This is a genomic window from Streptomyces sp. SD15, from assembly GCF_054462255.1.
Window position 1 is genome coordinate 44404 of the sequence record NZ_JBTLMO010000006.1, and the last position, 14853, is coordinate 59256.

A 14853-nucleotide genomic window follows, 5' to 3' on the forward strand; every position below is an offset into this window, starting at 1 on the left:
AAAGTGCGGGGGCCCGCCCCACCTCCCGTGCCCCGAGGGGCTGTTCATATGGACGGCAACGGCAAGGACACCGACTCCACCGTGCTCGTGGTCGACGACACGGCGGCCGGCCGCTACGCCATGGCCGCCGTACTGCGCCTCGCCGGACACGAGGTCGTCCCGGTGGCCGGCGCCGGTGAGGCGCTCCGGGAGCTCGACGCACGGATGCGCGCGGGCACCCTGCCCGACGTGGCGCTGGTCGACGTCGGCCTGCCCGACATGGACGGCTTCGAACTCTGCCGCAGGCTCAAGGCGCAGCCGCCCCTGGCCGCCCTGCCGGTCGTGCACTTCTTTGACGCCCCCACCCCCTCCGCCGGGGCCACCTACCGCTGCCGGGGTCTCGAAGCGGGCGGCGAGGCGTATCTGACGGTGCCCGCCGAGCCGGAGGAGATCCGGGCGGTCGTACGGGCGGCGGTGCGCGCCGCTCGGGCGCGCTCGGGTGCCGAGGCGCTCGCACGGCAGCTGACCCTGCTCTCCGAGACGATCGTGGCCGTACAGACGGCGGGCTCACTGCGGGACCTCGCCGAGGCGGCGGCCGAGGGCACCGCCCGGCTCAGCGGAGGGCCCGCCGCCGTCTTCATCCTCGGCGAGGAGGGTGAGCTGGTGTGCGGGACGGCGCGCTGCCGTGCCCGCTCCTGGCTGCCGGATCTGGGCGCGCACCAGGCCGTGGCCCGGCTGATCTCCCGCATCATGGCGGGCCGCACCGCGATGCGCGCCACCGTCGTCCCCGACCCGCTGTGGCCGGCCGGGTTGTTCCGGGCGGGCCGACCCGATGACGCCCGCCTGGTGCTGGCCCGCACCCCGGACGGCACGGCGTCGGTGTGCCTGGCCACCCCGGCGTACGACAGGACGGCCGAGCCCGAGACCCACACCCTGGTGGCCCGGCTCGCCCAGGCCGCCGCACTCGCCGCGGAGCCGCTGCGCAGGTACCAGGTGGAGCGCCGGGTCGCGCTGACCCTGCAGCACAGCTTCCTGCCCAAGACGTTGCCGGAGCTGCCGGGCGTGGAGGTCGTGGTCCGCTATGTGCCGGCCTCGCGGCAGGCCGAGATCGGCGGCGACTTCTACGCGGCCCAGCGCACCTCACGCGGCGTGCTCACCGCGGTCGGCGACGTCGTCGGGCACTCCCTGGACGCGGCCACCGTCATGGTCGAGCTCCGGCACGCGCTGCGCGCCTACTGCGTCGAGGACCCCGACCCCGGCGTGCTGGCCCGGCGGCTCGACCGGATGCTCCGGCACCACCACCCCGAGGTCACCGCCACCGTCTGCCTGGCGCTGGTCGACCCGGACACCGGGCATACGTGGATCGCCAACGCGGGCCACCTCCCGCCGCTGCTCGTCGGCGACGCGGGCAACGCCGAGTACGCGAAGGCCGCGGGGCCGCTGCTGGGCCTTGGCCTGGACCGGCAGCCGCCCGTCGAGCTGACCCTTGCCCGCACGGACCGGCTCCTCATGGTCACCGACGGGCTCATCGAGACCCGCGGCACGGACCTCGCCGTATCCCTGGAGCAACTGCGCACCGCCGCGGCCGACGCCCCGCCCGGCACCGCCGCCCTCTGCGACACGCTGCTCGACCGCTTCGGACACGACCGGGACGACGACATCGCGCTGCTCGCGCTGCGGCTGGGGTGAGCGCTGCGACTGGGGTGAGCGCTGCGGCTAGGGTGATCAGAAGACCCCTAGAACAGGAGTGCGCATGCCGAACATCACCGTCGAGCGTTCCCCGGCGCTCGACCACGTCGACTGGAACGGGTTCGCCCTCGCGCTGCACCCGGTGATCGTCGAGACGGCGGCCGCACGGATCGAGGCCTGCAAGACGCGGGTCCTGCGCACCGAGGACGAGGTGGTGGGAGCGGACGCGGACAGGCACGCCATCGTGAACGTCTCGCTCGCCCTGCTGGCCGGCCGGAGCGACGAGACCAAGGCGAAGCTCACCGAGGCCGTACTGGAGCTGCTGCGCACGTACGTCGAGCCCGTCGACGGACTCACGCTGCATGTGTCCGCCGAGGTACGCGATCTCGACCCGTCGTACCGGAAGTTCGTGGCGTAGCCCTGAGGACCTGTCCTACGACGCGGCGGGTGAGGCCAGCGAGATCAGCCGGACGGCGAGGTCGGTGAACGGCCCGTCGCCCGGCTCGCCCTGGAGTGCCTCACGCAGCAGCGCGCCCAACTCCTTGTCGTGCGCGGCGCTCACCGCCGCCAGCGCCGCGAAGTCGTGCACGAGCTGCACCTCCAGCTCGGCGCGCGGAATCCGCCGCCCGTCCAGCCAGATCAGCGCCGTCGACTCGACGAGCGATATCCACGAGCGGATCACCAACTCGAGCCGGGCAGGCGGATCCTCGACCTTCAGATGGGCGAGGATCTGGAGGTACGCGGCCTGCCGCACCGCGTCGACGAGCGCGTTGGTCGTCGACGAGCCGACCGCCGGGCCGCCGCGCATCAGCGCCGAGAAACCGGGCCCGTGGTCGTCCACGAAGTCGAAGAACCGGCGCATGACCCGCAGCAGCCGTGACCCGAGCGCTCCCTCCCGCGGCTCCACGAACCGACTCGCGAGATCGTCCGCCGCCCGCTGCAACGCCGCCTCGTACAGGCTGAGTTTGCCAGGAAAGTAGTGGTAGACCAGCGGTCGGGAGATCCCCGCGGCCGAGGCAATCTCGTCGATGGAGACCTCGTCGGGCGAGCGTCGGCTGAAGAGGTCGAGGGCGACGCCGATCAGCTGCTGCCGCCGTTCCTCGACACCCATCCTGCGACGTACCCCGGTTGTCATGCGAACACCTTACCGATCGCATCCGACCCGGAACGGGCCGGTCCGGGTCGCGATCGTTCACATGTCCAGCACGATTTGCTCACCGCGCGCCCGCGATACGCAGATCAGCATCGAGTCGGCACGCTCCGCATCGGTCAGCAGCTCGTCCCGGTGCTCGATCTCCCCTTCCCGTACCCGCTGTTGGCAGGTCCCGCAGAATCCCTGCGCGGTGATCCAAACGACACCCCCTGGCCCGGACCGCGGTCCCGTGGTCGACTAACGCAGCCCGGTGATCTCCCGCCCGTCCGCCAGGCTCCCCTTCAGCCCCGCCTGCGCCCCCTGCTCGGTCCGTACGGCGAGCAGGGCGCCCTCCGCCGATCCGCTGACCCCGCCCGTCGCGTTGATCGACGCCGTGTCCTTGCTGCCGGCCGCGAGGAGATACCAGGCCCCCGCGCCCGACTTCCACAGCACGCCCGCCAGCACGTGAGGGTCGCGGGAGCCGCACGCGGGCGAGTTCTCGGCCTTCGCGGCGATCGCCCCGTACGCCCCGCCCGGTGTGTGGAACTGCGCCAGGACGTGCGTGCCACCGCCCCGCCAGGTGTCGGCCCGCGTGCACACCCACGCGGCCGTGCCGCTCGCGTCGGGCAGCGGCTGCTGCGCGTACTGCCAGGCGTTCACGGACCGCACCCCCTCGGAGCGCACGGCGGCCAGCGAGCAGGCGTACGGCGCCCAGTCCCGCAACGCGGCCGTGCCGGCGGCCTCGTGCGGAGTGGAGGGACGGCCCGTGGTGAGGTGCGCCGGGATCAGCTCGCCGAGGTCGGTCGACAGGCGGGTGCCCGAGGCGTCGGTCAGTTGCAGCACGTTCCACGAGGTGCAGTCGCCGGTCCGCTGGACCGGGCTGGCCAGCGGGGCGGTGACACCGTCGGGCGAGCGGTCCAGGTCCATCGTGCCGGCGGTCGGCGTCCTCAGGTCGCGCTCGGCGGCCTTGGTCACCCAGGGGGCGGTCAGATAGCGGACGTTGCCGTCGGTCCGGTTCAGGAGGACCGCGCTCGCCTCGGCCTTGGTGGCGCCGTCGACCCGGGCGAAGTCGAGCGCCGCGCCGCTGGTGCCGTCGCGCGGCTCGGCGTACCGGGCGATGCGCAGCCCGTCGTACAGCACCACCACGCGCGCCTGGTCCACGTCCCCCGCGTACAGCAGCTGCGGCGGTCCGGGCGGGGCGCCCGCCGGGGTGCCGGGTGTCGCGGAGACCTGTACGGACTTCCCGGGCCGGGCCCAGACGGAGAGCGCGCGGCGCAGCAGCGCGGTGTCCCGGGCGAGGTTCCCGCGGGCGGGCCACACGGAGAAGTCGGTACGCGCGGACGCCCGCCAGACAGTCGGGGCGACCCGCGTCAGCTTCCCGGGGTTCAGGGCGGCTTGGGCGGCCGGGTTTCGCGCGTACGAGGGCGCGGCGGCGCCGTCGGGTCCCCAGCCGCCGCCGGGCAGCGCGAACAGCGCACCGCAGACGGCGATCGCCGCGGCGGCGGCGAGCGCGGCCTTCAGATGCTGCCTGCGCCGGATCAGGTCGGTGGGCCGGGCGTGCAGCGAACAGGGGTCGAACTCGGGGGAGTGGAGCAGCGAGTCCTGCGCCTCGAGGCCACCGGCCTCCGTGAGCGCCGCGCCCGGGTCCTCGGCCCCCGCCGCCGTCAGCACCTTGTGCACGTCGGCGTCGGAGAGCTTCTCCAGGCCACGCAGTACGTACGCGGCGCGGGCGGGGCCGGAGAGCGCGGAAAGCCGCTGGTCCAGGGCCAGTTCGTCGGCGCCGCCGGAGCGCGGGAAGAGCCTCAGGCCCCACACCTGGGGCAGCAGCGGCGGCAGCTGGGACCGGGTCGGCCACGCCCTGCGCCGCAGCGGAAGGCCCGCCTCCAGCGCCGTACGCACGACGTGCAGGCGTACGAGGGCGTAGCCCGGGTCGCCGTCGCGGCCGGTGGCCTGCGCCGGGATCGGGGACGTGGACGTACGCCCTCGGGGGAGCGCGCGCTGGGTGAGGGCGTGCGCGGTCAGCACCCGTCGGTTGCGGCCGAGGCTCGGCGGCAGCACCAGATAGGCGAGCCGGACGAGCCGCGGGTAGTGCTCGACGAGCGCGGCCTCGGCCTGCTCGACGTCGACGACCGGTCCTGAGGGGGGTGCGGGGCGTGGGGCTACATCCTGTGACTGCACGTTCAGCAAAACGAGCGAATCGTTGGATGGTCACCTGAGCCAGGGGAGGGTCCGGGGGTTCAGCGGCGAGTTACCGCTCCGGCTCGACCAGCGCCCGCGCGTAGTTCGCCATCGACCGCTGGTAGCGCGGCAGATGGGGCGCGAGCGCGCCGAGGACGAGGGAGAGGCCCTCACGGTCCCGGCCGAGGCTGGACAGACACAGCGCGAGACAGGCACGTACGGCGTCGTCCAACTCGTCCGAGGGAGCGTCCAGTTCGGGTGTCAGCAGCTTGACGCCCTCCTCCGCCCGCCCGGTGTTCCGCAGCGAGCTGGAGAGCTGGATCTTGGCCCGCCGGACCTTGTATCCGCTGTACTCGCTCAGCCCGAGCGCCAGTGCCTCCCGGTACAGCGGCACGGCCCGGTCCGAGTGGCCTGTGGAGTCCCAGGCGCAGGCCCGCTCGAAGGGGCCGAGGGGGCTGCCGGCGGGCAGCTCGGAGACGAGGGTGTCGATCACTGCGCGGAAATCCGCGGAGTGCTCCTCCTCATAGTCGTCGAAGGTGGCCCAGGCGGCGGCCGTACGCTCTTCCCAGTCTTCGTTCACCGGCTCACTCTCGCACAGGTGTGCAGCGGGATTCCCGCCGATTTGAGCGGGGCGCGCGTGGGAGCCGTATCGAAGACGAGGCCTCTTGCCGGGGCTCTCTGCGGCATGGGCCGAAAACACTCGGCGCCGGAACGACCGGAGGAACGACTGATGAGGTTGACGCGAACGAAACTTGCGGCGGCCGGAGCCGTGGCGGTGCTGGGGCTGGCGCTCACGGCCTGCGGGGGCGGTGACGAGCACGCCGCCGGGCACGAGGCCACCGACGCGGTGCCGGTCGCCGCGACCGGCAGCCTCGAACACCTGGCGAGCGAGGCGGGCTGCAAGCCGAACATGCAGACGGACGCGGACACGATCCGCCAGGCCATCTGCAAGAACTCGGATGGCAAGTTCGTCCTCGCGACGTTCGCCACCGACCGTGGTCAGCGTGAGTGGCTGAACGGGGCGAAGGACTATGGCGGCTACTACCTCGTCGGCCGCAAGTGGGTCGCCGTCGGCGAGGAGAAGACGGTCACAGCACTGCGCGGCACGCTCGGCGGGACCATGGAGGAGGGGTCCGCTCACATGAATCCCGGTGGCAGCCACAACCGCAGCGGTCACAGCAGCTGACCGCACGGCTCCGGGGCAGCACGGCTCCGGAGCAGGCTCGTGCGCAGTGCTCCTGATGGCCTGTGCATCCTTGGTGCGACTGGGTATCACGGGGTGGTGCTCAGTGTGGTGTGATCAGGTTTTTGTGGCACTTTCCGGTGACTGTGCGTTTGTGAGGTGCAGGAGCATGGTGGTGCGCCCGGTAGCGGCCCACGGTCCACCGGCAGGCATCCACACCCCGCCCAGCACGACGGACCGCTTCCCCGCATCCAGGAAAACCCAGGATCGCCCAGGGAACCTCAGCTCATCAGCGACGCTCGGGGAAGCAAGCAAAAGCCGGCGGTGGGGAATCCCACCGCCGGCTTCCTGGTTGGTCAGTGCCGGTTTCCTAGCTGGTCACTGGCAGTTCTGACCGCTGTTGATGCAGTTGACCATCTCGTTCATCGTGTTCTCGTCGAAGAAGTTGATGAAGTCGTTGTGGTCGGTGATCGGCTTGTGCAGCTGGTCCGGGAAGGAGTCCACCGCGAACGGGTTCACGACCTGTCCGTTGTTGATCTGCGGGGCCTGAACGTCGTAGACCAGACGGACCTGAAGCTGGGGGATGGCCTGGAAACCGTTCGAGCAGCTACCGTCCGCCTCCACGAAGTCCACGTGGGTGCGGTGGTTGGCGCTGTCGATGTTCTGGCCGTCCCAGCAGCTCTGGAAGAAGGACGTCCGTACCACCGAGCTGCCCTCGGGGCAGATCGGGTACTTGTCCGTCAGTTGCCGGTCCTCGAAGCCGGTGCAGCTCCAGTTCGTGTTGGCGTTGTTCAGGCCGTTCACGAAGGACTTGGCGTCACCGGTGATGATGCGCAGGGCCGTCGGCATCGCGACGACGTCGCTCTTCTTGTTGCCGACGAACTTCAGCTGCGCCTCGCTGGTCTGGAGGATCGTGCCGGCGTTGCCGTCCTGACCGCCACCGGGGGCGTTCGCGTCGATGTCGTTCTGGCCGTCCTGCACACGCAGCACCGGCCAGAAGTACGACGACTTGTCGCCCTGGTTCTGGCACGTCGTGTTGCCGTTGGCCAGGTCCTCGTCGCTCGCGAACGCGTTGTTGGCCTGGTTGCCGACGTAGTCGTGCTGGTGCTGCGCACCGTTGCTGACACCGGGAGCGACGATCACGTTGTCCGAGTTGCGGTTCTCGTTCTCGTTGGTGCCACAGTTGGAGGTGAACGTGCCCGTCGAACCGGAGTCCCCGTTCGCGGGGAGCCCGTTTCCGTTCACGCCCTGCGGGCCGCCGTTCGGCTGAACCTGGGTGATGTCCTGGAAGTCGGCAGCCACCGGGCCGTTGCCGGCCTGACCGCCGTTGCCCTGGTCCTGGCCGTCATTGCCCTGGTCCTGACCGTCGTTGCCCTGGTCCTGACCATCGTTGTTCTGGTCCTGACCGTCGTTGTTCTGGTCCTGACCATCGTTGTTCTGGCCGTTGCCGTTGTCGCCGTCGACGACCTCCGGCTGCTCGGCCGGCACACCCGTGCACCCGGCAAGCTGGTCGACTCCTCGCGGAGCCTTACCGCCCACACGCTTGATGTTGATGCTGATGCGGTCGATGGTGGCTACCCGCTTGGACTTCAGCGGGCCGAGGATGGCGTTGTTGACGTAGCCGGCGTCCCCCGCCTGAGCCTGGCGCGTATCTGCGAGACGCTTGTAGGCCTCCGTGACCTGCTGGTCGAGCCGCGCCAGCTCCTGGTCGACGCCCTTCCGAGCCTTGCGCGGCACATCGGTGAGCTGCTGGCCGACATCCGGGCAGTCGATCGTCGCGACCTGCGTGGCGGTGGCCTTGGTCTGGTTCTGGGCCCCGTTCTTCGTTTCGTGAGCCGAGGCGTAGAAGTTCGCCCAGACAAGTCCGCCTCCACCGATCGCGAGGGCCGCGGATGCGGCCACGGCGCGAACGGCCAGCGGCGAACGTCGTTTTCGAGTGTTGCGTCCCATGGAACTCCTCTGACTTCCTTGCGGGGCAGCGAGGCGCCCGACAGGAGTGAAGCGGCTCCCATACATACGCAGTGGGTCCCAGGAGTGTTCAGCCGCCTCAGAGATTGATGAGAGATTCGAGGGATAATTCAGCCCCAACTTGGGCACTGGCACCGGGAGTTGTGGTGACGTCACGGCAAGTGCTCGACACGGGGGCTGTTTTCGTCGAGAGGTGGCCGCATTCGTCGAGTTTCATTGAGTTTTCAGCGACCGTGGTCAAGATGAGCGAGAACCGCCAGGACGCGCCGGTTGTCGTCTCGGAGACCTCAAGTCCGAGTTTGGCGAAAATGCTGGACGTGTGTTTGCCGATGGCCCGTTCTGGCGACGAGCCGCTCCGCGATCGCCGCGTTCGACCGCCCCTGCGCCATCAGCTCCCGCACCTCCCGCTCGCGGGGCGTCAGCCGCCCCAGCGGCCGGTCGTCCGCCGCCTGCCGGGACAGCAGCTGCTGGATCACCTGCGGATCAGCGCGGTCCCGCCCGCCGCGACCCGTCGTACGGCGTCGATGGACTGGTCCGCGTCGAACACCCGGTCCTCGAGCAGATAGCCGACCCCGCCGTCGCCGTCGGCGAGCAGCTCACGCGCGTACAACTGCTCGACGTGCTGAGACAGTACGAGCACCGGCAGCCCTGGCCGGTTACGCCCCGGTCGGCACACCTAAGGGGCGAGCACCTTCGCCTCCGTCTCCGGGGCGAGCCCCACCGCCGGCCGGTCCGGTCGCTGGGGGGCCGTGCCGCCGATGCTCCGCAGCCAGGCCCAGGTGTCGGCGACCGTCTCGGCGACCGGCCGGCAGCGCAGGCCCGCCGCGACGGCAAGCGACACGTCCGCGCCGTGCAGGGCGTCGTACAGCTCGGTGTCCGGCGGCGCCCACACCGGCAGCTGTGTCCACGGCTGGATGCCCGCGTCGAGGACGACCCGCGAATCGGTCCAGCGCAGCTCGGCCGCGCTGCCGGTCACGCGCACGCACGCGTCGAGCAGCGCCCCCGTCGTGGTGTGCCCCCGCGGACCGGCCAGGTTGTACGCCCCGCCCAGCCCCCGCTCCACCGCGCCGAGGATCCACTCGGCGAGGTCGCGGACATCGACGTACTGGAGGGGAAGGTCGCGTGGACCGGGGGCGAGGACGGGACCGCCGCGGGCGATCCGGGTCAGCCACCACGGCAGCCGGCCGATGTTCTCGTACGGCCCGAGGATCAGCCCGCACCGCACGAGCAGCGCGCGTTCCGCGCCGAAGGCCGAGACGGCGGCCAGCTCGCCGCCCCGCTTGTCCCGCGCGTATTCGGTCCCCTCCGCGTCCGCGGAGGCGCCTTCCACGAGCGGGGCGTCCTCGGTGTACCCGGCGGGCGGAGCCCACGCGTACACGGAACAGCTCGACACGTACACATACCGCCCAGCGCGGTCGGCCAGCAGCCGCGCCGTGTCGCGGACGGCCCGCGGCGCCGCCGACCAGGTGTCGACGACGACATCCCACTCGCCGTCGCTCTCGGCGAGCGCCGCGAGCCCGTCCGCGGCGGTCCGGTCACCCAGCAATGACCGTGCCCCGGCAGGGGGTTCGTGCCGCCCCCGGTGGAAGACGGTCACGTCCCAGCCGCGGCCGAGTGCCGCCTCCACGATCGCGCGCCCCACGAACTCCGTACCGCCCAGCATCAGAAGCCTCATACGGGCGACTCTGCACGGACCGCCCGCCGGACGGAAAGGGAATCTGCTGACAGAAGATCTACGGTCCGCGGGTTACGGTCAACGCCCGGTCGGCGGCGTGTACTTGTACCCGACCCGCCGCACCGTCTGGATCGCCTGACGGTGCTGCGCGCCGAGCTTGCGCCGCAGTCGCGCGATGTGGACGTCGACGGTCCGCCCGTCGCCCACGTGCCCGTAGCCCCACACGGTGGTGACCAACTGGTCCCGGCTGTGGACCCGGTTCGGGTGCGCGACGAGATGCGCGAGCAGCTCGAACTCCAGGTAGGTGAGGTCGAGCGGCCGTCCGTCGACCTCGACGGTGCGCTGCACGGAGTCGACGCGGACGAGCGGGTTGTCGTCGGTGGCGGACGGCACCGGCTCGGGCCGGTCCGGCACGGCGATCGGCAACACGGGCTGCTGGTCGGCCGGTACGAGGACCAGATAGCCGATCATCGGCGGCTGGCCCGGCAGCACGGGCAGGGTGTGCGGAGGGGCGGGCAGCCAAGTGGCGCCCGGCGGCAGGAGGTCCGCGACATCGACCACCTCGTCCCGGTCGACGGCACGCAGTCGATGCCGTGCCGAACCGGTGGACGGAGCCGTCGCGGCGGAGGAGAAGGTACGAGTGTTCGCCATGAGAGGTCAGCTCTTTCGCGCGAGAAGTTCGTCGGGGAGTTCGACGACCGTGAGTTCGTGGTCTCGGTCGTCGAGGACGTACGTCGTGCGCGCTGGCCGAAGGCCGGGGTGTACGGCTTTAGAGGGCCGGCGCGTTCATCGCGCGGCAACACACCCGGTCGAAGTCATGGTGCTGACGGGAAGGCCAGAAGGGCTCGAGGTCGGGGCGACCCGTCGCGGTGTACTTCTGGAAGCTGGCCATGTCCCCATTGAAGCAGAAGCCGGAGCCGGGCAGGAGCCTCCGCGCCCGGGTTCTCACGGGACGGACGCTCTTGGCGTGGAATGGACGGCGGACAAGCGGAGAGGGCGCCCACCGGGATGGTGGACGCCCTCTCGACGAAGTGCGGGGGATCAGACCTGTCCGGCCTTCTCCAGCGCGGAGCAGCAGGTGTCGACGATCAGCCGCGTCACGACGTACGGGTCGACGTTCGCGTTCGGGCGGCGGTCCTCGATGTAGCCCTTGCCGTCCTTCTCGACCTGCCACGGGATACGGACCGAGGCACCGCGGTTGGAGACGCCGTACGAGTACTCGTTCCACGGGGCGGTCTCGTGCAGGCCCGTCAGACGGTCGTCGATGCCGGCGCCGTAGTTCTTGACGTGGTCGAGCGGCTTCGAGCCCTCGCCCAGCGACTCGCACGCGGTGATGATCGCGTCGTAACCCTCGCGCATCGCCTTCGTGGAGAAGTTGGTGTGCGCGCCCGCGCCGTTCCAGTCGCCCTTGACCGGCTTGGGGTCGAGGGTCGCGGAGACGCCGAAGTCCTCGGCGGTGCGGTAGAGCAGCCAGCGGGCCACCCACAGCTGGTCGGCGACCTCGAGCGGCGCCAGCGGGCCGACCTGGAACTCCCACTGGCCGGGCATGACCTCGGCGTTGATGCCGGAGATGCCCAGACCCGCCGTGAGGCAGTTCTCCAGGTGCGCCTCGACGACGTCACGGCCGAAGATCTCGTCCGAGCCGACGCCGCAGTAGTAGCCGCCCTGCGCGGCCGGGAAGCCGCCCTCGGGGAAGCCCAGCGGGCGCGTGCCCTTGAAGAAGGTGTACTCCTGCTCGATGCCGAAGATCGACTCCTGCGCGGCGAACTTCTCCGCGACCTCGGCCAGCGCGGCACGGGTGTTGGACTCGTGCGGCGTCATGTCGATGTTCAGGACCTCGCACATGACGAGGATGTCGTCGCCGCCGCGGATCGGGTCCGGGTAGGTGGCGACCGGCTTGAGTACGCGGTCGGAGGCGTGACCCTCGGCCTGGTTCGTCGAGGACCCGTCGAAGCCCCAGATCGGGAGCTCGGCACCCTTGGCGTCGTCGGCCAGTATCTTCGTCTTCGAACGGAGCTTGGCCGTCGGCTCGGTGCCGTCGATCCAGATGTACTCAGCCTTGAAGGTCACGGGCCACATCCTTCGGGGTGGGTCTTTGGGCGCACTGCGGGTGCTGCGGCGCTGCGGCACTGGGGCGCCGCGGTAATGCCCGGCAGTTTGTCAACAGGCGGTTTCCCGATCATTGCTCGAATGTGAACCCCGTGTTACCTGATGCCTCTGTGCTGCGGCTCACTCGCTGAGAGCGATTCGCGACCGCTATGGGCGGGCCGCTCCCGGAGCCCGTGTGTGTCGGCGTCCGTGCACCGTGATCCTCCCGCAGCGGGTGCGGCGGCTCGTATGCGATGGGTTTGCGGGCGCGCAGCCGTGGGGGAGCTGTCGATGTCGAGGCGGTGGTCCTGCCGCTCGTGGCCGCGAGCGGCAGGATCCGCGAGTCGTGTGCCGGGTGGCCGCCCGGCACACGGGCATCCTCAGCGGTCGTGGTGGCTGATCACCCCACCTTCTCGATCAGGGCCCTGCGGATCAGGAACTTGCCGGGCTCCCGTACCTGCTCGAACGCCGCGTTGTTCAACAGGGCGCAGCTGCCGGAGACCGACGTGACCTGCACGGTCGTCGACTTGTTGTTGTCCAGGTTCGTGACCTTGAGCGTCGTCCCGGCCGGGAACTGGTTGCTGGACGCGGCCGGGGCGCCGCCCTCGCCGGAGAGGGTGACGGTCGAGCCGACGCAGACCTGCGAGCCGGTGGCGCCGCCGCCGCCGCCACCGCCGGCGCCCTGGGTGGGTGCGGTGGTCTGCTGTTGCGCGGGCGGGGTGGTCTGCTGCGCGGGTGCGGTCGCCGCCGGCTGCGTGGCTTGGGAGTCCTGAGCCGACTCCCCGACCGTGCAGCCCGACGCCTTCTGCTGGACCTTGATCTGGGCGATGACCGCCTCGCGATTGGCGATCCGTGCGTCCGATTGGGCGTCGGGGTTGGCCCGTTGCCCGTCGATGAACGTCTGGTTGTTGCCGAGCGCGGTGGCCAGCCCCTGGCAGACCGTCGAGTTGGCCGCGTTCTGCACCGGGGCCGCGTTGGACGTGGCCGCCATGGCGAAGGCGCCGCCCCCGGCCACGGCCGCCGCACTGACCAGCAGCGCGAGCTTCTTCTTGGGGCTGAGAGTTCTCCTACGCGACATGCGCGCCTCCTGTCCCCGGCCGCCTCCATCGGCGTCCGGATGTGATCCGTACGCCGCTATGTACGAGATGCCGAACAGGGCCGCTCAACGGCTCACACGAGTCACTGGAGTGACCTGGGTCACAGGGAGGGTGCCTACCGGGACAAGACGTCCCGTACCGCCTCCTCGGTGCGGGCCACGACGGCCGTCCCGTCGTCGGCGGTGATGATCGGCCGCTGGATGAGCTTCGGATGCTCGGACAGCGCCTTGATCCACCGTTCCCGTGAACTGTCGTCCCGCGCCCACGACTTCACTCCGAGGTCTTGGGCGACGGCCTCCTGGGTCCGGGTGATGTCCCAGGGCTCGAGCCCCAGCCGGTCCAGCACGTCCCGGATCTCGTCCTCGGTCGGTACGTCCTCCAGGTAGCGGCGCACGGTGTAGTCAGCGCCTTCCGCGTCGAGCAGGCTGATGGCGCCGCGGCACTTCGAACAGGCCGGATTGATCCAGATCTCCATGCCTCACATGGTACGAGCCCGAGTGGTGTTGTTCGAATTCCTGCCGTCTCATGCGCACCTCGCGAACCAGGTGTGACGCAGTGGCAATTCCCTTTCCCACCTGGACGTTTGGTGGGACTTCGGGCTCCCTGGATGTCAGTGGCAGCCAGTAAACTGGAAGCAGTGTTCGAGGGTGTCGCCGGGAGGTCCGGACGGTGCCCTGACCGCGACAGGAGGATGCCCGTGCCCGCTGCCGCACTGAAGCCGCTGCCTACCCAGTCCACGTCGAAGAGGGCGGTCCTGATGGACCTGCCGTACGAGCCCGTGGAGAAGCGCCCGCTGCCGCCGGGGCGTGCGCGTGAGTGGTACGTCACGCACAACCGTCGGCTCAAGGCGATGCGCCTCGCGATCGCTCTGCTCGACTCCGGTGTCTATGTGCCGAATCAGGCCCGCAACGAGAAGATACGCAGCACCGCGGAACTCATCGGTGTCCATCCGCCGTCGGACACCACGTGCCACATGGTGCGGGCGTTGATGCGTTACTCGCGCTGAGCGCGGGGTCGGTGCCGGGGGCGGCGGGGGCGGGTTTCTTCGCCCCCGCCGCCCCTACCCGTCCCATCCCGTTCCTGGGGGCTGCCGCCCCCAGACCCCCGCTTCGGCCTGGACGGCCTCGTCCTCAAACGCCGGACGGGCTGAGATGTCGGGCGGAGCCCCCAAGGCCCGCCCTCCCGGCCTCACCCGATTGCCGCAGCCGGAATGCGCCCTCCCCGTGGACGGCCTTGACTTGAGACAACCGCAGTTGATGCGACCGCTGCCGACGCCACCGCGAGGTGCGGAATCCGCAGGAGCAAGCCGGGAGACGTGATGGCGAGGCACGGGATACGAGGGCTGAGCATACGACGGCTGAGCGTACGAGGACCGATCCTGGGGGCGGCCACCGCCGCCGTCCTGGCCGCGTCGCTCACCGGCTGCACGGACGACACCAGCACCCCCTCCGACGCCGCCTCCCAGGCCGCCTCCGCCGCCTCCTCCCTCGCTTCCGAGGCCGCGGAGGCCCTGGCCTCCGCCACCGCCGAGGCCGGCCGCAGGCTCGACGAGTTCAAGAACGGACTGGACGCCAAGGACGAGGTGCGGCTCGGCGACCGAGTGGGCACCGACTCCGACGGCCGCTCCACCGTCGACGTCACCGTCACCAACCCCACGTCCTCGCCCAAGACGTACGTCGTCCAGGTCGACTTCCGCGACCGGAGCGGCAACCTCCTCGACGTCGCCGTCGTCACGGTGGACGACGTCGCCGCGGGCGCCACGAAGAACGCCACCGCCCGCAGCACCCACCAACTCACCGGAGACGGTGACGGTGACAATGACGGCGCGATCACGGCCGACGTCGCCCGTGCCGTGCGGAACTGA

General features: G+C 70.7%; 15 protein-coding genes and 3 pseudogenes. 6 read left to right on the forward strand and 12 right to left on the reverse strand.

The window, feature by feature from the left end:
* Nucleotides 1-48: 48 nt before the first annotated feature.
* Both ACX28W_RS07940 and ACX28W_RS07945 read left to right on the forward strand, forming a co-directional pair.
* Nucleotides 49-1668 (forward strand): SpoIIE family protein phosphatase, encoded by a 1620-nt coding sequence (locus ACX28W_RS07940; protein ID WP_458998040.1) that lies wholly within the window; start codon nt 49-51, stop codon nt 1666-1668.
* 64 nt (nt 1669-1732) lie between these two features.
* A complete protein-coding gene (locus ACX28W_RS07945) occupies nt 1733-2086 on the forward strand; it encodes a 5-carboxymethyl-2-hydroxymuconate Delta-isomerase (protein WP_458998041.1) in 354 nt (117 codons plus the stop codon).
* 15 nt (nt 2087-2101) lie between these two features.
* On the opposite strand, the gene ACX28W_RS07950 is transcribed toward ACX28W_RS07945, so the two are convergent.
* The 4 genes and pseudogenes from ACX28W_RS07950 to ACX28W_RS07965 all read right to left on the reverse strand — a co-directional run bounded on the left by ACX28W_RS07950 (nt 2102) and on the right by ACX28W_RS07965 (nt 5558).
* A complete protein-coding gene (locus ACX28W_RS07950) occupies nt 2102-2803 on the reverse strand; it encodes a TetR/AcrR family transcriptional regulator (protein ID WP_458998042.1) in 702 nt (233 codons plus the stop codon).
* A gap of 57 nt (nt 2804-2860) precedes the next feature.
* Nucleotides 2861-3007: pseudogene (locus ACX28W_RS07955) on the reverse strand (2Fe-2S iron-sulfur cluster-binding protein); the annotation flags it as partial.
* Nucleotides 3008-3058: 51 nt separating this feature from the next.
* Nucleotides 3059-4978 carry a hypothetical protein gene (locus ACX28W_RS07960; RefSeq protein ID WP_458998043.1) on the reverse strand — a complete coding sequence of 640 codons (1920 nt, stop codon included), beginning with the start codon at nt 4976-4978 and terminating at the stop codon, nt 3059-3061.
* 70 nt (nt 4979-5048) lie between these two features.
* Nucleotides 5049-5558, reverse strand: a complete 510-nt coding sequence (locus ACX28W_RS07965) for a tetratricopeptide repeat protein (protein ID WP_458998044.1) — start codon at nt 5556-5558, stop codon at nt 5049-5051.
* A 150-nt stretch (nt 5559-5708) separates the two neighbouring features.
* Between ACX28W_RS07965 and ACX28W_RS07970 the strand changes: the two genes are divergently transcribed.
* Nucleotides 5709-6164 (forward strand): hypothetical protein, encoded by a 456-nt coding sequence (locus ACX28W_RS07970; RefSeq protein WP_458998045.1) that lies wholly within the window; start codon nt 5709-5711, stop codon nt 6162-6164.
* A gap of 375 nt (nt 6165-6539) precedes the next feature.
* Here ACX28W_RS07970 and ACX28W_RS07975 read toward each other — a convergent pair whose 3' ends face one another.
* The 8 genes and pseudogenes from ACX28W_RS07975 to ACX28W_RS08010 all read right to left on the reverse strand — a co-directional run bounded on the left by ACX28W_RS07975 (nt 6540) and on the right by ACX28W_RS08010 (nt 13464).
* On the reverse strand, nt 6540-8111 hold the full coding sequence (locus ACX28W_RS07975; protein WP_458998046.1) for a DUF1996 domain-containing protein: 1572 nt from the start codon (nt 8109-8111) through the stop codon (nt 6540-6542).
* Nucleotides 8112-8353: 242 nt separating this feature from the next.
* Nucleotides 8354-8790, reverse strand: a pseudogene (locus ACX28W_RS07980) (LuxR C-terminal-related transcriptional regulator); the annotation flags it as partial.
* A 15-nt stretch (nt 8791-8805) separates the two neighbouring features.
* Nucleotides 8806-9804 (reverse strand): SDR family oxidoreductase, encoded by a 999-nt coding sequence (locus tag ACX28W_RS07985; protein ID WP_458998047.1) that lies wholly within the window; start codon nt 9802-9804, stop codon nt 8806-8808.
* 78 nt (nt 9805-9882) lie between these two features.
* Nucleotides 9883-10455, reverse strand: coding sequence for a winged helix-turn-helix domain-containing protein (locus tag ACX28W_RS07990; protein ID WP_458998048.1), 573 nt, complete (start codon nt 10453-10455; stop codon nt 9883-9885).
* A 118-nt stretch (nt 10456-10573) separates the two neighbouring features.
* Nucleotides 10574-10696, reverse strand: a complete 123-nt coding sequence (locus tag ACX28W_RS07995; protein WP_458998049.1) for a hypothetical protein — start codon at nt 10694-10696, stop codon at nt 10574-10576.
* Nucleotides 10697-10845: 149 nt separating this feature from the next.
* Entirely contained in the window at nt 10846-11874 is a 1029-nt protein-coding gene (gene glnII, locus ACX28W_RS08000) for a glutamine synthetase (protein WP_458998050.1), read from the reverse strand.
* A 418-nt stretch (nt 11875-12292) separates the two neighbouring features.
* On the reverse strand, nt 12293-12970 hold the full coding sequence (locus ACX28W_RS08005; protein WP_458998051.1) for an RlpA-like double-psi beta-barrel domain-containing protein: 678 nt from the start codon (nt 12968-12970) through the stop codon (nt 12293-12295).
* Between the two features lie 134 nt (nt 12971-13104).
* Complete coding sequence (locus tag ACX28W_RS08010; protein ID WP_458998052.1) at nt 13105-13464, reverse strand: arsenate reductase family protein; 360 nt, start codon at nt 13462-13464, stop codon at nt 13105-13107.
* A 222-nt stretch (nt 13465-13686) separates the two neighbouring features.
* Here ACX28W_RS08010 and ACX28W_RS08015 point away from each other — a divergent pair, with 222 nt between their 5' ends.
* The 3 genes and pseudogenes from ACX28W_RS08015 (at nt 13687) to ACX28W_RS08025 (ending at nt 14853) form a co-directional block, all read left to right on the forward strand.
* The gene (locus ACX28W_RS08015) at nt 13687-13995 is read left to right on the forward strand and encodes a hypothetical protein (RefSeq protein WP_362081702.1); all 309 of its coding nucleotides are present in this window, start codon (nt 13687-13689) and stop codon (nt 13993-13995) included.
* A pseudogene (locus tag ACX28W_RS08020) lies at nt 13938-14147 on the forward strand (cobyrinate a,c-diamide synthase); the annotation flags it as partial. The gene ACX28W_RS08015 and the pseudogene ACX28W_RS08020, both read left to right, overlap by 58 nt.
* A gap of 160 nt (nt 14148-14307) precedes the next feature.
* The gene (locus ACX28W_RS08025; protein ID WP_458998053.1) at nt 14308-14853 is read left to right on the forward strand and encodes a hypothetical protein; all 546 of its coding nucleotides are present in this window, start codon (nt 14308-14310) and stop codon (nt 14851-14853) included.